At 35.8% G+C, this 23,138-nt stretch carries 18 protein-coding genes and 1 pseudogene; 17 read left to right on the top strand and 2 right to left on the bottom strand.

The window, feature by feature from the left end:
* The 14 genes and pseudogenes from LIZ98_RS07160 to LIZ98_RS07095 all read left to right on the top strand — a co-directional run.
* A pseudogene (locus tag LIZ98_RS07160) lies at positions 1-237 on the top strand (hypothetical protein); the annotation flags it as partial.
* A gap of 100 nt (positions 238-337) precedes the next feature.
* The gene (locus LIZ98_RS07155; RefSeq protein WP_041902664.1) at positions 338-637 is read left to right on the top strand and encodes a calcium-binding protein; all 300 of its coding nucleotides are present in this window, start codon (positions 338-340) and stop codon (positions 635-637) included.
* A gap of 359 nt (positions 638-996) precedes the next feature.
* The gene (locus LIZ98_RS07150) at positions 997-2,382 is read left to right on the top strand and encodes an extracellular solute-binding protein (RefSeq protein WP_041902710.1); all 1,386 of its coding nucleotides are present in this window, start codon (positions 997-999) and stop codon (positions 2,380-2,382) included.
* A 67-nt stretch (positions 2,383-2,449) separates the two neighbouring features.
* Positions 2,450-3,334 (top strand): carbohydrate ABC transporter permease, encoded by an 885-nt coding sequence (locus tag LIZ98_RS07145; RefSeq protein ID WP_043988561.1) that lies wholly within the window; start codon positions 2,450-2,452, stop codon positions 3,332-3,334.
* Positions 3,331-4,146 carry a carbohydrate ABC transporter permease gene (locus tag LIZ98_RS07140; RefSeq protein WP_041847503.1) on the top strand — a complete coding sequence of 272 codons (816 nt, stop codon included), beginning with the start codon at positions 3,331-3,333 and terminating at the stop codon, positions 4,144-4,146. The genes LIZ98_RS07145 and LIZ98_RS07140 overlap by 4 nt, the downstream gene beginning before the upstream one ends.
* Positions 4,147-4,193: 47 nt before the next feature.
* Positions 4,194-5,258 (top strand): LacI family DNA-binding transcriptional regulator, encoded by a 1,065-nt coding sequence (locus LIZ98_RS07135; protein ID WP_052522541.1) that lies wholly within the window; start codon positions 4,194-4,196, stop codon positions 5,256-5,258.
* Positions 5,248-7,581 (top strand): glycoside hydrolase family 31 protein, encoded by a 2,334-nt coding sequence (locus LIZ98_RS07130; RefSeq protein WP_227139266.1) that lies wholly within the window; start codon positions 5,248-5,250, stop codon positions 7,579-7,581. The genes LIZ98_RS07135 and LIZ98_RS07130 overlap by 11 nt, the downstream gene beginning before the upstream one ends.
* A gap of 361 nt (positions 7,582-7,942) precedes the next feature.
* Positions 7,943-8,311, top strand: coding sequence for a DUF488 domain-containing protein (locus LIZ98_RS07125; protein WP_227139267.1), 369 nt, complete (start codon positions 7,943-7,945; stop codon positions 8,309-8,311).
* Positions 8,312-8,429: 118 nt separating this feature from the next.
* Entirely contained in the window at positions 8,430-10,202 is a 1,773-nt protein-coding gene (locus LIZ98_RS07120; protein ID WP_227139268.1) for a phospho-sugar mutase, read from the top strand.
* A 198-nt stretch (positions 10,203-10,400) separates the two neighbouring features.
* Complete coding sequence (locus LIZ98_RS07115; protein ID WP_227139269.1) at positions 10,401-11,591, top strand: galactokinase; 1,191 nt, start codon at positions 10,401-10,403, stop codon at positions 11,589-11,591.
* Between the two features lie 286 nt (positions 11,592-11,877).
* Positions 11,878-12,867: a UDP-glucose 4-epimerase GalE gene (gene galE, locus LIZ98_RS07110; protein WP_227092232.1), complete on the top strand. Its 990-nt coding sequence runs from the start codon at positions 11,878-11,880 to the stop codon at positions 12,865-12,867.
* Positions 12,868-12,878: 11 nt separating this feature from the next.
* The gene (gene galT / locus LIZ98_RS07105; protein ID WP_227139270.1) at positions 12,879-14,393 is read left to right on the top strand and encodes a UDP-glucose--hexose-1-phosphate uridylyltransferase; all 1,515 of its coding nucleotides are present in this window, start codon (positions 12,879-12,881) and stop codon (positions 14,391-14,393) included.
* A 334-nt stretch (positions 14,394-14,727) separates the two neighbouring features.
* A complete protein-coding gene (locus tag LIZ98_RS07100) occupies positions 14,728-15,783 on the top strand; it encodes an aldose epimerase family protein (RefSeq protein ID WP_227139271.1) in 1,056 nt (351 codons plus the stop codon).
* Between the two features lie 85 nt (positions 15,784-15,868).
* Positions 15,869-16,864 carry a LacI family DNA-binding transcriptional regulator gene (locus LIZ98_RS07095; RefSeq protein WP_034767761.1) on the top strand — a complete coding sequence of 332 codons (996 nt, stop codon included), beginning with the start codon at positions 15,869-15,871 and terminating at the stop codon, positions 16,862-16,864.
* A 328-nt stretch (positions 16,865-17,192) separates the two neighbouring features.
* Here the strand turns inward: LIZ98_RS07095 and LIZ98_RS07090 are convergent, their stop codons facing one another.
* A complete protein-coding gene (locus tag LIZ98_RS07090; RefSeq protein ID WP_041902675.1) occupies positions 17,193-18,293 on the bottom strand; it encodes an ABC transporter ATP-binding protein in 1,101 nt (366 codons plus the stop codon).
* 128 nt (positions 18,294-18,421) lie between these two features.
* Positions 18,422-19,342, bottom strand: coding sequence for a helix-turn-helix domain-containing protein (locus LIZ98_RS07085; protein WP_052480353.1), 921 nt, complete (start codon positions 19,340-19,342; stop codon positions 18,422-18,424).
* A 471-nt stretch (positions 19,343-19,813) separates the two neighbouring features.
* Here LIZ98_RS07085 and LIZ98_RS07080 point away from each other — a divergent pair, with 471 nt between their 5' ends.
* The 3 genes from LIZ98_RS07080 to LIZ98_RS07070 all read left to right on the top strand — a co-directional run bounded on the left by LIZ98_RS07080 (position 19,814) and on the right by LIZ98_RS07070 (position 22,969).
* On the top strand, positions 19,814-20,827 hold the full coding sequence (locus tag LIZ98_RS07080) for a DUF1646 family protein (protein WP_227139272.1): 1,014 nt from the start codon (positions 19,814-19,816) through the stop codon (positions 20,825-20,827).
* A 298-nt stretch (positions 20,828-21,125) separates the two neighbouring features.
* Positions 21,126-21,743, top strand: coding sequence for a 5-bromo-4-chloroindolyl phosphate hydrolysis family protein (locus LIZ98_RS07075; RefSeq protein ID WP_034767775.1), 618 nt, complete (start codon positions 21,126-21,128; stop codon positions 21,741-21,743).
* Between the two features lie 134 nt (positions 21,744-21,877).
* Positions 21,878-22,969: a toxic anion resistance protein gene (locus LIZ98_RS07070; RefSeq protein ID WP_375293572.1), complete on the top strand. Its 1,092-nt coding sequence runs from the start codon at positions 21,878-21,880 to the stop codon at positions 22,967-22,969.
* Positions 22,970-23,138 lie beyond the last annotated feature (169 nt).

Below are 23,138 nucleotides of genomic sequence, written 5' to 3'. Positions count from 1 at the left end.
ACAAAAGAAATTATTACCTTTGGTGAGTTACTTGAGAGATGGAAAAAGGAAGGTAGAGAAGAAGGAAGAAAAGTAGGTAGAAAAGAAGGAATTGAGGAAGGAAAAAGGGAAGGTCAATTCCTCGAGCGGAGAAAGATGGCACAAAAAATGACGAATGCAGGTTTAGACATAGAAACGATTATTTCTTTAACCGGTTTTTCGGAGGATGAGATAAAGCAGATTTTAAAAGAAGGCTAAACCGTGTCGATTATTATTCTCTTCCAGGATTCACCTGTACATAAACTGACTTGAAATTCATGCGATTCCCTATTTTTTATAAAGAAAGGGCATAAACAAGATGAAAGATTTCCCGGATGAAGAACAAATTTGGATCAAACATATAAACAATGCATTCGATTTCCCGTTTAAGGCAAAAGTCATAGAGTGGCAGGAGCCCGGTACAATCGTTCTGCAGGGAGATGTGTTAAACGTTCACGCCATAAGTGATTTTGATGAAAAATATGGAATTCTTGTAAATACAAGATTTGGTAGGAAAAAGGTAGTTTTCCCACTGCTAGATTTGGAGCCTATGCACATGAACGAAAAGCAAAAACAAATCCTTGAAGACTATGGTGAATGGTTTATAAACAGTCGCTAACATAAATTTAATGATTTATATCATAACCGCCAGCTTTTTTTGCAGGTTTGGTGGTTACTTTTTTTCCACTCTGTTCGGCAAGCAAAGGCATTTCAAATTAATGAAGTTTTAAGGGAGAATGTTTCGGACATGCTTCCGAGTAGTTCATTTAACAATTGATGGAAAAAGAGGCCACCACAATCTGGAATTCACTTGGTTGGAGGGGCAAATGCTGAGTTTAGTTCCATCACAAATTTTTTAAAAGCTGTATTTTTAGAAAAAAGTAAATGAAAGCGTTGACAAAAATAAGGTTTAGCGTTAAACTAAAAAATGTAAATAAAAGGTTTAGCGCTAAACCTAAAGGAGGAGAGTATTGAGTGATGAAAAAGTTATTGGGGGTTATTGTAACATTATTTTTATTGGTTGGATTATCAGCTTGTTCATCCGACAGTAAATCTTCGTCAACAGGAGGAGTTAAAGATGAAAAGACAGACAAAGGACTCGAGGAATTTGGCGAAACAATAAAATATAATCCTAATAAATTAGTGAATAATGGCGATCCAATCCAAATAGAATATTGGACTTGGAACGACACCGATCCGGTAATCAAAATGGCAAAAGAATATGAAAAAATTTATCCAAACGTAAAGATTAAAATTGTTAAACATCCATGGGATGACATCTGGACAAAATTACCATTAGCTTTAAAGGGGAAAAATGGACCTGCAATGTTTGGAATTCATAATTCCCAACACGATATACTTATTCCATATCTAGCACCTTATGATATTTCTGCAAGTGACTTGGAAGCAGACTTCACAAGTGTTGAACCACATATTATTGACGGGAAAGTTTATTATACCGATCTAGTAATTAATACAGGAAATATCTACTACAACAAGAAACTTTGGGCTGAAGCGGGATTAACAGAGGCAGATATTCCCAAAACTTGGGACCAATTTAGAGAAGTTGCGAAAAAGTTAACAAAATTTAAAGATGGAAAATTGGTCCAAGCAGGTTTTAATTATAATGGCGGTGGTGGCTATGATGCAATATGGCAAGGGATGAATTATCAACAAGGGGAATTAATGTTTAAAGATAACGGGAAAACCGTGAATTATGACAACGAAGTAACAAAGAAAACAACTAAATTCTTAGTAGATTTATATGAGGTTGATAAAGTAGGTTCGAAAGATTTTGGTGATGATTCAACCATGAGTTTTGGTAATGGACAAACTGCTATGGTTTATAAATGGGGATGGATGAAGGGAGAACTGGCAACGAAATATCCAGATATTGAATATGGTGTGTTCCCAACACCAACTCCAACAGAGGAAATTCCATTCGCTTATGATCGATACAACGGTGAAAGTACACCGGGGATAAACAAAAATCAATCGAAAGAGCAACAAGCAGTAGCTCAAGACTTCTTAAAATATTTACTGGCAAATGATCAATATTCTAAAGAAGCTGCTTTTACATATGCTTCTTTCCCAACGAAAAAGTCTTTAGCAAACGATGAAGAAATTTTATCTGATCCTTTATTGAAAATTTTGGCACCGCGTATTGAACGGTTGATATGGCCAGGACCTTTCCCGGCAACAATTGAAACAACGTCTAAACAAGTAATTGAAAATATTTTATATAACGGACAGGATATGAACACCGCTATAAAAGATGGTCAAGAAAAAATGGAATCAGATATGAAAGATGCACCATTTACATCATTAGAAAATAAATATCAATTTTTTAATGAAGCAAATTAACTAATTATTTGGCAGCAGTCGGTATTTACTGTCTGCTGCTTAATTTAAGTAGAAAAGGAAGATGGTTATGATTGCATCGATACAAAACAAATTTAAAAACTTTCTTAGCTTAAAAAATGTAGCAATCGCATTTTTAGTTATCTATTTTGCTATTTTTATGGTTTACCCAATTTCCAAGGCTTTTATTGGAAGTTTTTATGATTGGAATCCACTTATCGATCAATTTAATTTTGTCGGTTTAAATAACTTTAAAGAAGTTATTGGTGATGGATTATTTTGGAACTCAATTAAGAATACGCTACTTTTTACCTCTTTTTCTGTGTCATTCCGACTTGTAATTGGACTGGGATTAGCCATGCTATTGCATTCAAAATTAGCGAAGTATAAATCATTTTTTAACGGAATGTTTTACATGCCTACCATCACACCTTTAGTAGCAGTATCATTTGTTTGGATGTGGATGTTCAATCCTCAGTTTGGTTTAATTAATAATATCTTTCATTTAGATATTAATTGGCTTAATGACCCGAAATATGCGCTACCTGCCATCACGATTATGACCATATGGAAAGATTTTGGCTATGCCACGGTTATATTTTTAGCAGGTTTAATGGGATTACCAAAGGATGTGTACGAAGCTGCAGATGTTGATGGTGCAAGTGGATTTAAAAAGTTTACTAATATTACATTACCATTATTAAAACCAACAACGATTTTTATTTTAATTACATCTTTAATTTCCTACCTTCAAGCATATGTTCAGATTCTTATTATGACTGAAGGTGGTCCGGGAACTTCGACTTACGTAATATCTTATCTCATTTTCGATGAAGCTTTTGTTAAATATAATTTTGGTACAGCTTCGGCCATGTCAATGATTTTATTTGTCATTATTGCTATATTGACAGCCATCATGTTTAAAGTTACCGAGGAAAGGAAGATAACTCCATGACAAAAATAAAAACCACTTTATTTAACGTAATTTTATTTATTTTGGCGATCATCACTGTCATACCTTTTGTTTGGATGCTTATATCATCTTTTGCTCCGAACAGTGAGATTGTTAAGATAGGTGGGTCTTTTTGGCCAGGTCAATTTACTTTGAATAACTATGTCAATATCCAAGAAAACTTTAATTTTATGCGAATGTTTGCCAATAGTTTATTTATCGCTGTTACTACTACAGTAATTATTATTTATACAAGCGCATTAATTGGATTTGTATTTGCTAAATTTAAATTTAAAGGAAATAATTTACTTTTCTCAATCGTATTGTCAACCATGATGATACCTTGGGCAGTAACAATCATACCAAAATATGAAATGATGATGGATTTTGGTTGGTTAAATACGTATACATCTTTAATTGTACCATCGATGATTAGTGCTTTTGGAATCTTTATGTTTCGTCAATCTATATCACAGATTTCTGATGAAATGTTAGAAGCTGCCAGAGTCGATGGGGCTTCAGACTGGTTTATATTCCATAAAATCATTTTACCCATGTCACGTAATACGATATCAAGTTTGGCTATCTTTCAATTTTTGTGGAGTTGGGAAGACTTCTTATGGCCGTATTTAATGATAAATGACCAAAGTAAACAGTTGCTGCCGGTTGGATTAAGGTTATTTAATGGTCAATATGGAACCGATTATGGTGGTTTGTTTGCGGCTACATCAATTTCAATCATCCCGGTAATCATTATCTATCTAATCTTCCAAAAACAGTTTATTGCTGGTATTCAGAGTGGAACCGGTAAATAATAACGTATAAAATAATAGACAGAAATAATAACAGTAGGTGTATTAAGGTGAAAGTGACAATAAAAATGATTGCTGAGGAAGCCGGAGTTAGTATGACAACGGTTACCAATGTACTAAAGAACCGAACCGATCGAGTTTCCAAGGAAAAAATTGAATTAATTAACGATATTATAAAGAAGTATAATTATACTCCGAATATGAATGCCAGATCATTAGCTAATTCGTCGTCTAATTTAATTGGATTATTATATCACTCAGTTGGGGGAAGGATTGATTTTTCCGACCCATTCGTCTCTGAATTATTAGCAGGAATTGAAGAAAAAACAAAGGATAATGGATATTTTGTACTCGTTTATAATATTGAAACAGTAGATGATGTAATTAAGGTCCAAAAAAACTGGAAATTTGAAGGGTTTATCATAGTTGGACTGTCGGAAAATAGTTTCGAGGAAATTCATAAAAATATACCATCGGATACACCAATCGTGTTTGTTGATACACATCTAACAGCAGATATGGAAAAAGAATTTATAAATTTGCCTAACCGTTATATTATCTCAAGTGAAGATAGACAGGCAGGGTATGAGGCAACCAAGTTTTTGATAAGTCAAGGGCATAGAAAAATTGGTTTCCTAGGATTTACATTTAATGAAAACGAGCCTGGGGTTATTAACGAACGTTTCTATGGCTTTAAAAAGGCACTTCAAGAATCCTCTATTTCTTTTGACTATAGATTTTTCTTTACTGATAAGGAGTTTGAAAAGATTACTGATGTTTTAGAAGAAATAACCGCTCTTGTTGTTTCGTCAGATTATTTAGCCATTAATTTGATTCATTACTTAAGAATGAGAGGACTATATGATAAAAAAAAGTTGTCAATAATTGGATTTGACGATGTGTCTTATGCAAAATTTCTGGATCCTCCATTAACAACGATTCGATTAAATCAAAAAAATAAGGGGATTATTGCTTTTAATCTTTTGAATAAAGCCATTCATGGAGAATCTGTTGATAAAATAACGAATCTATCGGGTGATCTCATTGTGAGAGAGTCTGTTACAAATGTAGCTTCTAAAATAGGTAAACAAGCGAGGAGAAAAAATGAAAAATAAGCCAAATGACAAAAATATAATTCAGGGTGAAAAATATCGGTTTACATTGATAACAGATAATCTAATTCGTTTGGAGTACGCAGAAACAGGAGAATTTGAAGATAGTGCTACTCAAATTGTTATTAATCGTGACTTTGGGGAAGTAAACTACGAGCTTATTGAAGATGAAGGTGAATTGAAAATTATTACGAATGCATTCCAACTTTATTATGACAAAAGTGAAAAATTTTCCTCCAGCTCATTATTTATTGATGTTCGCTATAATTTTGCCGTTTATGGGAATCGTTGGCATTATGGGGAGACTCCGGAGACGTTAAAAGGAACTGCAAGAACATTAGATGAGTCAAACGGTGCTGTCGAACTCGAGGAGGGAATTATTGGGAAAAACGGTTTTGCTTTATTGGATGATTCGAATTCCTTTTTAATTGATGAAAATAATAATCTCGTAGAGCGTAAGAATAATGAGATAGACCTTTATTTTTTTGCCTATGGAAGAGACTATAAATTAGCTTTAAAGGATTTTTACCGTTTAACCGGGGAAACACCGCTTTTGCCGAGATATGCACTGGGAAATTGGTGGAGTCGTTATTGGAAATACTCTGAACAGGAATATATGGACTTAATAAAGAAATTTAAGGAAGAAAAAATTCCTCTTTCTGTAAGTGTTATTGATATGGATTGGCATATCACAGATATTCCGCATAGATTCGGGAGCGGATGGACCGGATATACCTGGAACAGAGATTTATTTCCTGATCCAAAGCGTTTTTTATCCTGGCTCCATGAGCAAGGACTAGTTGTTACTTTAAATGTACACCCTGCTGACGGCATACGTGCTTTTGAAGAGCAATATCCGGTCGTTGCTGAAAAGCTAGGGTTAAATGTAGAAATTGAAGAGCCGGCAAAATTTGACCTTATGAATGAAAAATTTAGAAAGGTATATTTTGAAGATGTTCACCATCCGCTCGAAAAGGATGGTGTTGACTTTTGGTGGATCGATTGGCAACAAGGAAAAGAAAGTGGTACAAAAGGTTTAGACCCATTGTGGTTATTGAACCACTATCATTATACTGATATTCAAAAGTCAAAGAAAAACGGAATCATCCTATCCCGTTATGCAGGCCCGGGAAGTCATAGATATCCGATTGGATTTTCAGGCGACTCGATAATTTCATGGGAATCTTTGGACTTCCAGCCATATTTTACATCAACAGCATCTAATATTGGCTATTCATGGTGGAGTCATGATATTGGTGGACATATGAAAGGAATTAGGGATGAAGAGTTATCGCTGCGTTGGGTGCAATTCGGTGTTTTTAGTCCGATTAACAGATTGCATAGTTCCAGCAGTGCATTTACTAGCAAAGAACCGTGGTGTTTTAATGATATAGTTAAAAAGTCGATGATCAAGTACCTGCAATTACGTCATGCCCTATTACCTTATCTATACACAATGAACGTGTTCACTCATGAAGAGGGGTTACCGTTAATTTTACCAATGTATTATAACTATCCACTGGTTGAAGAAGCATACGAGGCAAAGAATCAATATTTTTTTGGTACAGAAATGTTTGTCGCTCCGATTACAAGTAAATCTGATCCTATTTTAAAAAGTAGCAGTGTCAAGGTTTACTTTCCTGATGGAAACTGGTATGACATATTTACAAATTTCAGGTACAAAGGAGAAACAGTATTAAAGGTATATCGTGACCAAACCGAAATGCCGGTATTTGCAAAAGAAGGTGCCATTATCCCAATGGATGCAAATCCAACACAAACGAAAGCAATGGAATTACCTGAAACCATTGAATGGCTCGTTTATCCCGGACAATCGAATGAATTTGAATTGATAGAAGATGTTGCGAATAAACGGGTAAAGACAAAATTTACCTTAGACTATCAATCTAAAAAGATCAAGGTAGAAACAACGGGGAACCGAGAAATTTTACCGAAAAATCGTAAACATAAGATTAGGTTAAATGCGACAAATCCAGTTTCAATTGATCCGATAAATATTTCCAAAATTGACATAGAACCCTTTAACAGCCAAAATAATAGTCAAAGTTTTTTGGTATTTGGTAAGGATGATTTACCAATAGAATTAAATATTAAAGGTTTTTCAGCTATCAAATCCCAAGACATAAAAGATGAACTGTTTTCTCGATTGTATAAAGCAGAAATTGAGATTACATTGAAAGATTATCTATGGGGAATCATCCAAAAAGGAATACCTGATTTACAATTTATATCAATAATTAATGAGTTGGAAAACATTGGATTAAGTAAATCCTTATTTGAATTGATGTATGTCAAGATGAATTGATTTTTAGATGATGTGTGCTATAGTTGTTGAAAATAGTATAAGTCGTGTAAAAAAAGGAGGAATAAGTACACTTAATATCGTAGGGTAAACCGCAAGAAAACATCTAGACATGGTATTTGGTAAGTAATTTTTTGGATATTTATGTACCTTTTAAGTGGCCTCGTAGGAGGACAAAATACAATTAATTCTCGTGTGGAGCAAATTGAAGAAGAAAAATTAGGAAAATGAATAAAAGGGATCAGAGATAAATAAGTCTGATCCCTTAACCGTTAGAATTGTTGACAAGTAATGAATTCGCCAACAGAAAAAGGTCTAACTGTCCCAAAATTCGTGGCAAGTAAATGAACGGAAGTGAGTGAAAATGAATCAAATCATCCTACATAGAATATATGATAAATCCATAACCCCGGAAGGAATCCGTATCCTAATCGATCGACTTTGGCCTAGGGGACTCAAGAAGGAAGATGCCAACATTGATTATTGGTTTAAAGAGGTAGCACCGTCTAGTGAGTTGAGAAAGTGGTTTGGCCATAAACCGGAGCGATTCGAGGAATTCCGCTTAAAATATTTCCAAGAGCTCAGGAATGATGAAGAGAAATGTCAAAAAGTCGACGAAATTTGCCAAATGTTGGCTGAAGACAATGTCATACTCCTCTACGGTGCAAAAGATATCGAAAAGAACCACGCAGTAGTATTAAAAGAAGAGATATTAAATAGATGTGAGATGTAATCATGCTGGAAAAATCAGTAGTCCATTCTTACTAACAGAGCATGTCCATCCTAAACGATATTTGTTATAATGGAAAAAGAGTCTTTCAATAATATTATCGGTTAGTGAGGGATATTTCATGAGTTGGAAAGAAATTGCTGATAAGTGGTTAAACAATGAATCACTGGATGGAGATTTAAAGGAACAACTATATAAGCTGAAAGAAGATGAAAAGTCCTTAGAAGAACTCTTTTACAAAAATCTCGAATTTGGTACAGGTGGAATGCGTGGGGAAATTGGACCGGGTACAAACCGGATGAATATTTATACTGTTCGTAAAGCATCGGAGGGTCTTGCACAATATTTATTAAGCCAAGGTGAAGACAGTGCAAAACGAGGCGTCGTTATTAGCTACGATTCGAGACATATGTCACCTGAATTTGCCTTAGAAGTGGCGAAAACAGTTGGGAAACATGGCATTAAGTCCTATCTATTCTCAGAATTGCGACCAACACCTGAACTATCTTTTGCCGTTCGTCATTTAGGAGCTGCTGCCGGTGTTATGGTCACAGCCAGTCATAACCCACCTGAATACAATGGTTATAAAGTTTATGGGGATGACGGTGGTCAGCTTCCGCCAAAACAGGCAGATGCACTTACCAACTTTGTAAACAGTGTAGAAGATGAACTGTCAATCGAAGTAACCGGAAAAGAAGAATTATTGGCAAACGGCTTACTTCAATACATTGGTGAGGACATTGATCAAATCTATTTGGAAAATGTTGCCAAAATTCAACTAAATAAAGAAATTGTTGAAAAAGTTGGTGAAGAATTAAAAATCGTCTTTACACCATTACATGGAACAGCAAACAAATTAGTTCAAGAGGGGCTAAAACAATTTGGATTCAAAAACGTGACTGTTGTAAAAGAACAAGAACATCCGGATCCTAATTTTTCAACGGTAAAATCACCAAACCCGGAAGAACATGCTGCTTTTGAACTGGCGATTAAATACGGGAAGGAAATAGATGCTGACATTTTATTAGGTACTGACCCGGATTCGGACCGGCTCGGGGTTGCCGTAAAAAATGCAGAAGGTGAATATCAAGTGTTGACCGGAAACCAAACCGGCGCCATTATGCTCCACTACTTGTTATCACAAAAGGCAGAAAAGGGATTACTTCCTGAAAATGGTATCGTTCTAAAAACGATTGTTACTTCGGAAATCGGTCGTGCAATTGCGGAAAGTTTTGGAATTCCGACATTTGATACATTAACCGGCTTTAAATTCATCGGTGAAAAAATCAAAGAATATGAGAAAACAGGTAAACATAACTTCCTGTTTGGCTATGAAGAAAGTTACGGCTATTTAATTGGTGATTTTGTCCGCGATAAGGATGCTGTACAAGCGGCCATTTTTGCGGCAGAAGTGGCAGCTTACTACAAAGCTCAAGGAAAAAGCTTGTATGATGCATTAATGGAGATTTTTGAAAAATACGGCTATTACAAAGAAGCATTATCATCCTTGACATTAAAAGGAAAAGACGGAGCCGAACAAATTGCGAACATTTTAGAAGAATTCCGTTCCAATCCGCCAAAGGAAATAGCCGGTATTCGCGTGACTGCTGTGGAGGATTATAAAGCAAGCATTCGCAAACAATTAAGCAATGGTAAATTAAATCCAATCAGTTTACCAAAATCCAACGTCTTGAAATACTTCCTTGAGGACGGATCCTGGTTCTGTGTCCGCCCATCCGGTACGGAGCCAAAATGTAAATTCTACTTTGCTGTCAAGGGGTCCTCTTTAAATGAAAGTGAACAGCTAGTCAACAATTTACAACAAGCAGTTATGGAGAAGGTCCACCATATTGTTGTAAGTGAAAAAAATTGTAAGGCTGAATTTAACAAGTAAATAATAGGCTGAACTAATTCTTTAATAGCTTAAAATATTGACAGAGTCTGTTTAAAATGCAGACTCTTTTTTACTAAAAATAAGTAAAATTTTGTTGTTAATTTTACTTATATATTTTATAATAAAGATGAAAGCGAAAAGATTAATGTAGGATTCAAACAAGTAAAAAATTGACTTTTTATAAAGTGAGGTTTAGCTATGAAAATTGAACAGCTGGCAAATGAATTTGCAAAAGTATTCGGTGGAAGCGATTACCGGACGTTTTTCGCCCCGGGAAGAATCAATTTAATCGGTGAACATACCGATTATAACGGGGGGCATGTTTTTCCTTGTGCGATTACATTTGGTACGTATGCATTGGCAAACAAAAGAACTGACCGAAAAATCCGCATGTATTCCGTAAATTTTCCTGAAATTGGGGTAGTCGAGTTTGACCTTGACCATTTAGAATATGACTTGAACCACAATTGGGCAAATTATCCAAAAGGAATGATTAGTTACATTAAAGAAGCGGGATATCAAATTGATTCCGGTCTTGATGTGTTATTTTACGGGAATATTCCAAATGGTGCCGGGCTTTCTTCATCGGCTTCCATTGAATTAGTTACCGGCGTTACGTTGGAAGGACTTTTTAACTTGAAAGTAGACCGTATAGAATTAGTAAAACTCGGACAAAAAGTGGAAAACCAGTTTATCGGTGTTAACAGTGGAATCATGGATCAATTTGCAGTTGGAATGGGTAAAAAAAATCACGGAATTTTACTGGATTGTCATACATTGAAATATGAATATGCACCAATTGAAATGGAAGACTACCGGATTGTCATTATGAATACGAATAAACGTCGGGAACTGGCCGATTCTAAGTACAATGAGAGAAGAAGTGAATGTGAAAAAGCTCTCAAAGATTTACAAAAACATGTACAGATTAACAGTTTAGGCAGTTTGTCACCCGATGAATTCGACCGTTTACAAATGGAAATCACAGATCCCATTCACAGAAAACGTGCCAAACATGCCGTATATGAAAATGATCGAACAATAAAGGCGCTCGCAGCACTAAAACAAAACGATCTGAAACAGTTTGGCCAATTAATTAATCAATCCCATATTTCCTTGCGAGATGATTATGAGGTAACAGGGAAAGAATTGGATACGATTGTTGAAGCGGCTTGGAACCAAGAAGGTGTTCTCGGTGCGAGGATGACCGGAGCCGGTTTTGGCGGTTGTGCCATTGCGATCGTTGAGAAAGACAAAGTGGATGCATTTATCAAGGAAGTCGGTAAAATTTACGAAGAGAAAATTGGTTATAAGGCTGAATTTTATATCGTTACAGCCGGTGACGGTGCAAAAGAAATTCACTCGAAAAACATCAGTCTAGGCGCTTGAAAAAACTTTATAAATGAATACGGGTATCCCACTTTTGTGTGTTCAAAAGGAAGTTTTTGGAAAATAAGTATTTCTTAGTACCGGAGCGTATATTTTTCACGCCGGCGAAGAGAAAACTGTTGGATTGGTCGGTATGCAAAACAGTTTAGGCCGGAGCGTATGTTTTTCATACGTAAAAAGAGGTAAGCCTTTTTCCGGACTTTTGAAACATTCTTCTTTTATCTTCTTGGTGCTTGGAGAATCTGATATAGTAAAATAGAAGTAAAATGAAACGAGGGTGATATGAATGAGTATTTTAGTTTTGGGCGGTGCCGGCTACATCGGCTCCCATGCTGTTTATCAATTAATTGACCGTGGCTATGAAGTGGTTGTTGTCGATAATTTACAAACCGGTCACAAAAAGGCGGTACATCCGAAAGCAACATTTTATGAAGGCGATATTCGCAATCGGGACTTTTTGAATAATGTGTTTCATAATGAACAAATCGACGGGGTTATCCATTTCGCCGCTAACTCGCTCGTTGGAGAATCAATGGTTGATCCGTTGAAATATTATGATAACAATGTATATGGAACACAAATTTTACTGGAAGCGATGCGCAATGCAGGGGTACGTCATATCGTCTTCTCATCCACTGCAGCGACCTATGGAGAACCGAAATCTGTACCGATTACAGAAAATATGCCGACTGTTCCGACAAATACGTACGGAGAAACAAAATTGACCATGGAAAAAATGATGGCTTGGTGTGAAAAAGCCTTTGATTTAAAATATGTCGCCTTACGATATTTCAATGTGGCGGGGGCTCGTGGAACAGGAGAAATTGGAGAAGATCATCATCCTGAAACCCACTTAATTCCGGTTGTACTTGAAACTGCATTAGGAAAACGTGAATATATAACCGTCTTTGGTGAAGATTATCCAACAAAAGACGGAACATGTATCCGTGACTATATCCATGTAGAAGATTTAATCGATGCACATATTTTGGCGCTAAACTACTTGCAAAATGGAGGCGACAGTTCTGTTTTCAATTTAGGCAGCAGTCAAGGCTTTTCCGTAAAAGAAATTATTGACATGGCTCGCAAGGTAACCGGTAAAGAAATTCCGGCAAAAATTGGAGAAAGACGTCTAGGGGATCCAAGTGTCCTTATCGCTTCTTCTGAAAAGGCAAAGAACATATTAGGCTGGAATCCGGCGAAAACAAATATTGAACAGATCATTAAAGACGCATGGAATTGGCACAGCAATCATCCAAATGGATATGAAGACTGAAGGTGTTTTTCATGATTGATCAAACCATTCAACAATTAATAAATGAAGCGATCCATCAGGCTATCATTGACCCGATGGACGAAATTTACGTCCGCAATCAAATTTTATCATTGCTGAATCTGGATGATTTTCAAGTCCAAGATACTTCGAAATTACCAAAAGATGTACCGGTTGACCCGGACCTCATTATTCCGGAATTGTTGGAGAAAATTGTTCAATATGCGGTGAAAAACGGAATCATAGAGGATTATTTAGATGCAAAAGAAATATTTTCTGCAAAAATCATGAATTGTTTTCTTGCAAGTCCTTCCGTGGTTAATCAACGCTTTTATGAAAAATATGAGAACTCACCGGTTGCAGCAACGGATTATTTTTACCAATTAAGTAAAAACAGTAATTATATTCAAATGAACCGAATCAAAAAAAATATTGTATTCAAAGCTCCGACTGAATATGGAAATTTGGATATTACAATCAATTTGTCTAAGCCGGAAAAAGATCCGAAACAAATTGCCAAAGAGCGGTCGGCTCCCCAAAAAGGCGGGTACCCTACATGTCTATTATGTATTGAAAATGAAGGGTATGCAGGGCGAATCGGGCATCCGGCAAGGTCCAATCACCGTATGATCCGGATGAATATTCGCGGAGAGGATTGGTATTTACAATATTCTCCGTATGTATATTACAATGAGCATTGTATTTTGCTGTCGAAAACCCATCGAAACATGTTAATTTCCCGGGAAACTTTTGGAAGATTGCTTGACTTTGTCGAAAGGTTCCCACATTATTTTCTTGGTTCGAATGCGGATTTGCCTATTGTCGGCGGTTCTATTCTTTCCCATGACCATTATCAGGGTGGGCACTATGAATTTCCCATGGCTGTTGCTGAAGCAGAATATGCCTTTTCTGTTCAAGGCTTTTCCAATGTTACTTGCTCGATTCTCAAATGGCCTATGTCGGTTATTCGTTTGAGAAGTAGTAAAAAGGATGATATTATCGAGTTGTCTGACCGTATTTTGGAGAAGTGGAAAACATATAGTGATCCGGTTGCAGAAATTATTGCTTTTACAGGTAGCACACCACATAACACGATCACGCCGATTGCAAGAATCCGTGACGGTCAATATGAAATGGACCTTGTTTTAAGAAATAATCGGACGAGTGAAGAACATCCACTAGGAATCTTTCATCCACATAAAGAAGTACATCATATTAAGAAAGAGAATATCGGTTTAATTGAAGTGATGGGTCTGGCGGTGTTGCCGGCACGTCTGAAAAATGAATTGGCAGAGGTTGGAAAATTTTTGTGCAATCAACCAAATGAAATTGCTGACTACCATCTACCTTGGGCGGAGCAGCTTAAACAAAAATATGATGGAGAAATTAATGAACAAAATGTGAAAAAAATTGTTAAAGTTGAAGTGGGTAATAAGTTTTTACAAGTTTTAATGGATGCCGGTGTATTTAAAAGAGATACAAAAGGAAAAGCGGCTTTTCAAAGATTTATTGAAACGTTAAATAAGTAGGATGGCGGACAGCTTCCTTGGAACAAATGAGATTAATAAAAACCATTTTGACAAAAGCTGAATGGATGCACGAAATGTCGAATGATGGCCAATCAAATTGAATAATAAAATTTTAAAAAGGGCTGAGTAAAGCACGAAATGTTGAGGCAATTAAATTACTTAATATCATTTAACAAAGGATGAACAAAAGCATTAAAGGTCGAATCAAATTGAACAATAACATTTTGGCAAAGGTTGAACGAAAGCAAGAACTATTGACAAGAAAGACCATTTATTTTATTAAACACATTTTGACAAGGGCTGTCCCAAAAATAAATATAGGTGGTGCGAGATTGTGAATATAACTACAAAAGAGTTTGGAATAGTGGATGAAGAAAAAGTTTATCTTTATACCCTTGAAAATGATCGTGGGATGAAATTATCTTGTACGAATTTCGGATGTGTTGTCACAGAAATTTTGGTTCCTGATCGAAATGGTATATTCGAAAATGTTGTCTTAGGATTCAATAATGTTGACCAATATATTCAACACAAAACCTACTTTGGTGCTGTAGTTGGCAGAGTTGCCGGTCGAATTAAAGATGCTGAATTTGAGCTAGATGGAAAGCAATATATTTTGCCGAAAACAGAAGGAAATAATCATATACACGGCGGGGTAAAAGGTTTGCATGAACGGGTATGGCTGGCAGAACCAATTGAACAAAAAAATGCTGTTGGTATGAAATTTACTTATTTTAGTAAAAATGGAGAAGAAGGCTACCCGGGAAATGTTGAGTTAACGGTTACTTATTTATTGACAAATGATAACCAATGGATATTTACTTGCCATGCAACAACTGACCAAAAGACAATATTAAATGTGACCAATCATTCGTATTTTAATTTAACCGGTCAAGTGAAGGATGATATTTTAAATCATGAACTGACATTGAAATGTGACCGTTTCCTTGAATTGGACAAGGAACTTTTGCCAACGGGTAACATAATAAATGTTGAAAATACAGTATTTGATTTTAGACAGGGCCGGAAGATAATCGATGGTGTCCACTCAAACCATCCGCAAAACATTTTAGTTGGGAATGGTTATGATCACCCGTTTATTTTTACAGAAAATCATAACCGGGAGATTTTCTTAAAGGAATCGGTAAGTGGTCGAACCTTGACAGTTGAGACGAATCAACCATGTGTAGTATTGTATTCTAGTAATCAACTTCAAGGAGATTTTACAATACAGGAAGGCGTTCAAGCAAGAAAATATTTAGGCCTTTGTCTGGAAACCCAAGGATTACCTGATGCCATCCACCACCCACATTTTCCTTCAATTGTTTTAGACAAAGGGGAAACTTATGAGTTGAAAACCGTTTATTCATTTGGCGTGGAGCAGGCTTAACATGAAGATTGCTGCAAGATCAGTGACGAAATCAGGCGGAAAACGATTCAGAAAACTTGAAGGGAAGAAAGGAGGGAAATAGTAGATGGCAACAATTAAGGATATTGCGGAAAAGGCTGGTGTTTCTATTGCAACGGTTTCAAGAGTTCTTAATTATGATCAAACTCTTTCTGTAACAGATGAAACAAGAAAACGGATTTTTGAGATTGCTGAATCACTGTCGTATAAGAAAAAATCAGTAAGAAAGACAAATATTCCAACAAAGATTGCAATCATTAGCTGGTATACAGAAGAGGAAGAGTTAGAAGATCTTTATTATTTGTCAATTAGTATAGGAATTACGGACCGATGTCAACAGCGAAACATTAGTGCTGTAAAATATTTTTATAGTAGCTACGAGGATTTACAGGAATTTGGTGATGTTCGCGGAATTATTGCTGTCGGTAAATTTAGTACGGCTCAGGCGGAGAAATTGATGAATATTACGGATAATATTATTTTTGTCGATTGCAGTCCCGATGATGATCGCTTCGATTCCGTAGTCGTCGATTTTGAACGGGCAACAAAAAGTGTGATTGATTATTTACTTGCGAAAGGTCATAAATCAATCGGATATATCGGTGGCAGAGAAACATATCGTGATCAGTCGGACAATATTCTCGACTTAAGAGAAAAGACATTCCGTCAGTATTTGTCTGATCACGGTCAGTTTAATGAATCCGCTGTGTACATCGGCAATTTTACAGTCAAAGATGGTTATCGATTAATGAAACAAGCGATTCATGACCATGGAAATAATTTACCTACCGCTTTTTTTGCCGGTAATGATCAAATTGCAATTGGCTGTCTTCAGGCTTTAAACGAGGAAAATATCCACGTTCCTGAAGAGGTAAACATAATTGGATTGAATGATATCAGCGTTTCAAAATATGTCTATCCATCCTTGTCAACGGTAAAAGTGCATACGGAATTAATGGGCGAGACTGCAGTAGACTTGTTAGTGGAAAGAATCGAGGGAAGAACCATTCCAAAAAAAGTCTTTATAGCGACAAATTTGATTATTCGAGACAGTAGCTTTTAACTGGACGCTTTTAGAAAAGACCTCAGGTAGCCGTAACAAAAATATTAAGTATTGCGGTCGGCAGTAAAACAAAACGTGTCTCGACCACAAAAAGTTTAACATGTGTTTACTCCATATCAAATCGTGTCCTTACTTTATATAGGTTGTAAATAGACTTTATGCATATCTACATGTCAAAAAATAATAAACTCCTTGAAAACTTGGATCTGACACTGTTTTCAAGGAGTTTTTATCATTTGTACTGTCAAAGTTGGATAAAAAAATTCAGGTATCCGAGTTTTTTATAAATGTGTTTACAGGGATAACCCCATCATGTACGATGCTTAGATTATTTAATCCGCAATTCAGTTTCTGTATCAAAGAAATGCGCTTTGTTCAAATCTAGGCCTAGTTTTACTTTGTCTCCGGCTTTTATTTGGTTACGTGCATCAATCCGTGCGACGAAATCATGTCCGGCAAGAGAAGAATACAGCATTAATTCGGCACCGGTTAATTCGGCAACTTCAATGTTAACTTCAATGACATCATCAGGGAATGACTCGATAAATACCGGTTCATCATGAATATCTTCCGGACGAATACCGAAGATTACTTCTTTTCCTACGTAGCCGTTGTCTTTTAATAATTTTAACTTGCCGCCCGGGATTTTCAGACGAACTTTATCATCAAGTACAACATATTCACCTTCAATTTTTGCTTTAAAGAAGTTCATTGCCGGTGAACCGATGAATCCACCAACGAAAACATTTTCCGGATTGTCATAAACTTCTTTTGGTGAACCGACTTGTTGAATAACCCCATCTTTCATAACAACAATCCGAGTAGCCATGGTCATTGCTTCTGTTTGGTCGTGGGTTACGTAAATGGTCGTTGTATTTAAGCGTTGATGAAGTTTGGCGATTTCTGCACGCATTTGAACCCGTAATTTTGCATCCAAGTTTGATAAAGGTTCATCCATTAAGAATACTTTTGCGTCCCGAACAATGGCACGTCCTAAAGCAACCCGTTGCCGTTGACCACCGGATAAGGCTTTCGGTTTCCGGTCTAAATATTGTTCAAGTCCTAAAATATTTGCAGCATCTTTTACCCGTTTGTCAATTTCATCTTTTGGCATTTTTCTCAGTTTTAATCCGAATGCCATATTATCATAAACCGTCATATGCGGATATAATGCATAGTTTTGGAAAACCATCGCGATATCCCGATCTTTTGGCGGGACATCATTCACTAATTTATCATCGATGTACAGTTCTCCCTTTGAAATTTCTTCAAGTCCGGCAATCATCCGTAAAGTTGTTGACTTCCCGCAACCGGATGGACCGACGAAAACAATAAATTCCTTATCTTGAATATGAAGATTGAAATCAGATACAGCGGTTACTTTGTTATCATAGATTTTGTAAATGTGATTGAGTTTTAAATCTGCCATTTTTCCATTCCTCCTGTGAAAACGATTTCTCCTATAAGTAAATTTTAGTGAAAATGTTTTCAATTGTGAATGGGCAATGTGCACAAAGAAACCAGGTGATTTTTTGTCACATTGTTCATGAGGAGTACTTATGAAGAAAATTGGCCCCCGTCTATATACAGTGAGGCATCGGCAAATATACTGATGAAATAAACGGAAATGGCCCCTTGAAACTTTTTAATATCAATGCTCGTATGCTCAATGAATTTATCAATTTTGTATTGTAGGCTATTTCGATGCATGTACAATTCTTTTGCTGACAAGCTTGTATTAAAATTATTTTCAAGATATTTTTTAATAATTTTTACCATTTCCTTATCCCCTTGAAAAATATCCTGGTACTCCTGTTCTAAAATCGGGATTAAACGATGCCATTCAGTTGTCATCATGACAATTGGAAAAGCATGAATAAATGAGAAAATATGTTTTTGCGGATAAACGTTTCTTCCCATTTTAAAATAATATTGTTCACGGAAAAACCGTTCTTTTAACTTTTGAGAAACTTCAAAGAACCTTCCGATATAAAAATCAACCTTAATATAAAAATCTGCTAAAATGGCGTCCTTAAAGGAATCAAAATCTTTTTCCGTTAAAAAATCATTCATTTCCTTTTCAATGATGATACCTGTTTTTTTATCAAACCAAACGAAAGCGACCCGGTCTTGAATAAATGATTCCACAGCATCTACAAAATCGTGATAATCGTTTATTTCTTCCAGATGGAACTGAATGAAGCGGATACGTCCACTATTACCCGGGAGTTTTCCATCATTTAGCAAAAATTGATACCAAGCCTTTTGTTCAACTTGGCTGTTTAAAAATTCAGGTGTTTCTTCAACAAGCGTATATTTTGTTTCAAGCAACAATTTTTCACGCTCAGTAACCGATGATTTTTTTATTGTGAAATATTGCTTGGTCGACTCATCGTAAAAACAAAAGCATTCATCGTCGTAGGAAGGTAGATCCTGAATTACGGCATCCGGATACAGTTTTAAAATATTTTTATGCATCTCTAATCCTCATCCTTTAGTATTAGGTCCTCTTTTAGAATTTTTTTGAAGAAATTTACCCTTTGTTTAGGCAATAGGCAAATCGTCAATAGTTTCAAGTTTGGCAAAAAGCTTTTACCCTCAGTGGGTCCAATTCATTTTAAATAAGTATTTACTCGAACAGACTTGGAATAATCATATAGTTTGGATTTTAAAAACGTCTCCTAGCAAAGTATCTATAGTTAATTTTATCCTGATTTTTCATGGAACATCAAGTTCTATATTTTTAAAGGGCCTGTGTTCAATTAAAGGGGGCCTATCCGTTTCAGCTCCATTTCATCCGGTTTTGTCCCTGTCATTTAGATTTAGAAATTTTAATAGAGACATTTAGGTGAAAAATTAGTATTTTTAGAAAAACAATAGTTACATTCATATGGTATATTATGTTAAAATAGTCTGGTATAAAGGAAGAAAGAAAGAAGGAATAATCATATGTTCGGTTTGTTAATTATTTTAGTACTGGTTCTATTCTTACCTTTTACAGTAAAAACGATTGAACATAACTTAGAGTACTTTCTGTTTGTTATGGGGATTCTTGCCGCAATTGTCGGAGGCGTGTTGGATGTTGAATTATTTATGCACGCTCTGGAAGATCCAATTAAAATCACTTTAGCGGTGTTCATAGCGGGTGTGCTCTTTAAATGGTTTCAGACCCAATTGGGAAATGCAATCAATACAATAAGTCATAAAATGCCATTTCCGTTATTTATTGCATTGGTTGTTATTGGTTTGGGACTGCTTTCAAGTATTATTACTGCTATTATTGCCGCTCTTGTATTAGTATTGATTATTAGTAATCTTTCATTACAAAGAAGACAAGAAGTACTATTGACGGTTATCTCTTGTTTTTCAATCGGACTCGGAGCCGCTTTGACGCCGATTGGGGAACCGTTATCCACCATTGTTGTAAGTAAGATGAATGAAAACTTCTTTTATTTGATTGATCTGGTCGGGCCATTTATTATTCCTGGAGTAATTCTTTTAGGGATTTTTGCCGCTTTTGCAGTCAAACGTAGAGAAGGGGCTGGCCTTCAATCGACCGGTGAATCAGAATCATATAAAGAAATATTTGTCCGTACCGTCAAAATTTATTTATTCGTTTTCGGTTTGACCATGTTAGGTGCAGGTTTTGAACCGTTAATTAATGCGTATTTGCTTGATTTAAGTCCGAGAATTCTTTATTGGGTTAATATTATCTCAGCCGTTCTTGACAACGCAACTTTAGCTGCGGCTGAAATTAGTCCGGCTATGAGTCAAAGTACGATTGAAGCTATTTTGATGGGATTACTTATTAGTGGGGGTATGTTAATCCCGGGTAATATTCCTAATATTATCTCGGCCGGTAAACTAAATATAACAAGTAAAGAATGGGCAAGAGTCGGGCTTCCGTTTGGCATGGTCATCATGGTTGTGTATTTTGTTATTTTACTTATAAGCGGATTATAAAAGGAGAAGACTTTTGCGCCTGTCGCTATCGCTTTCGGCGCAGAAATACTTTTGCGCCTGTCGCTATCGCTATCGGCGCAAAATCAGAGGTGTCTCAGTTGGAGACACCTCTGATTTTGTTGCTATTTGTTTCGTTTGTAGATTAAAATAGAAATGAAAGAGTGTCTGTTTTTCTGAAACTAATCGCATGTCTTTTTCGTAATACTAATATCGAATGAAACTTGAATGGTTAATGGAGATAAAAGGATAGTTACCGATTAAAGTAATTATTCAGTTCTCTTTTATGGGAGTGATAATCTTGAAAACATTTTTGTTTTTTATGCTTAGAACATTTACAGCCGGGTTTGCGATGGTCATGATTTGGTTGATCAGTTTTTTTGGATTTGACCAAAGTTTCTTATGGTCATCCGTTTTTGGCTTAATTGGCGGTACTGCGGTATATTACGGGATGAAGGTAGGTACTCAATCGCAATTTTTACGAAGAAACGGTTTAACGAGAAAAGAATATAAACTAGTTGAAGAAAATTTAAAAGAAGCGAAACAGAAAATTCACCGTCTACAAAAGGCATTTATCCAGATTCAAAATTTAACGAATGCAAAACAAAATTTTGAAACATTACGGGTTATTTATAAAATATACAATATCACAAAGAAAGAACCAAGACGATTTTTTCTTGCAGATGAATTTTATTATTCGCACTTGGAATCTATTGTTGAGTTAGCCGAAAAATATACGTTTCTCGCATCGCAGCCGGCAAAAACAGTGGACTTGGCAAAATCTTTGCGAGAAACTAGAGAAACAATGGATGATCTGGTAAAACTAATCGAACAAGATTTACACTTGATGATTGAAGGGGATATAAACAACTTAAATTTTGAAATTGATGTAGCAAAGAAATTTATTGAACGAAAATGAAGGCAGGAGGTAGCTAAATGGTTGAGAAGGAAAAATTAACCGGTGATATAGATGATTTATTGGCCAATCCTTTTGGAGATCTGTCTAAAGAATCGGCCGAGAATAAGCAGGAATTGCAAGAAGCAGGAAAACAAATGGGAATGGATTTGTTTAATAAAGTTGGAGAAACGAAACCGAAAAAAATTATTGAAACATTGCCGGATGAGGATAAACAGCGGGCATACCAATTAGCTAATCAAATTGACCCGAAAAATCAAACATCCATTTCTCTTTATGGAACACAGGCCCAATCCAAATTAATGAATTTCTCTTCTACAATGCTTGACCATGTGAAGAGCGGGAACATCGGTGAGATTGGGGAAATTATAACGGATTTAATGAAAAAATTAGATCAAGTAAACCCTGATGAATTACAAGTGGAGAAACGGAATATTTTTTCAAGGATGTTTGGAAAAATGTCGCGCTCCGTTAATGAAATTTTAGCAAGATACCAAAAAACCGGTGCGCAAATTGACCGAATCACCGTCCGTCTTGAACATTGCAAAAACACATTAATCAAAGACAATACGTTGCTTGACCAGATGTATGAAAAAAATAAAGAGTATTTTCAGGCGTTAAATATTTATATTGCTGCTGGAGAAGTGAAATTAGAGGAACTGCATACGAAACTTATTCCCGAATTGAAACGGAAAGCGGAACAATCAGGGGATCAAATGGCATATCAAGAAGTTAACGATATGATCCAGTTTGCGGACCGTCTGGAAAAGAGGTTACATGACTTAAAATTAAGCAGGCAAATCACGATTCAAAGTGCACCGCAAATCCGGATGATTCAAAATACGAATCAGACGTTGATGGAAAAGATTCAAACATCCATTACAACGGCGATTCCGCTGTGGAAAAATCAGATTGCCATTGCCTTGACATTATTAAGGCAACGAAAAGCGGTAGAGGCTCAAAAACAAGTATCGCAAACAACAAATGACTTACTTCTGAAAAACTCAGAAATGCTAAAAACAAATTCAATTGAAGTTGCCAAAGAAAATGAACGGGGAATTGTTGATATTGAAACATTGAAGAAAACACAGGAAAATCTTGTATCAACACTGGAAGAAACATTAAGAATACAAGCAGAAGGTCGGGCAAAACGCCATCAAGCAGAACAAGAACTCGTTACAATGGAAGAACAATTGAAACAAAAACTATTGGAAATTCGAGAAAATTAATTTTGTGAACCATCAGTTAGAATTCTCAATAAATGAGGATAACTGGTGGTTTTTTTATATACATATGCTAGAAGAAATGATTTTATATGACAATGAAAGGGATAACTAATTAGTCACACTCTAGGTTTTATATATTACTAACATTAATAGTTTGACAATGGTATTAATT

Source organism: Caldibacillus sp. 210928-DFI.2.18 (assembly GCF_020554505.1).
Taxonomy (GTDB): Bacteria; Bacillota; Bacilli; order Bacillales; family Caldibacillaceae; genus Caldifermentibacillus; species Caldifermentibacillus hisashii.
The sequence above is the reverse complement of the archived record's forward strand: the minus strand, read 5'-3'. Positions and strand labels throughout refer to the sequence as shown.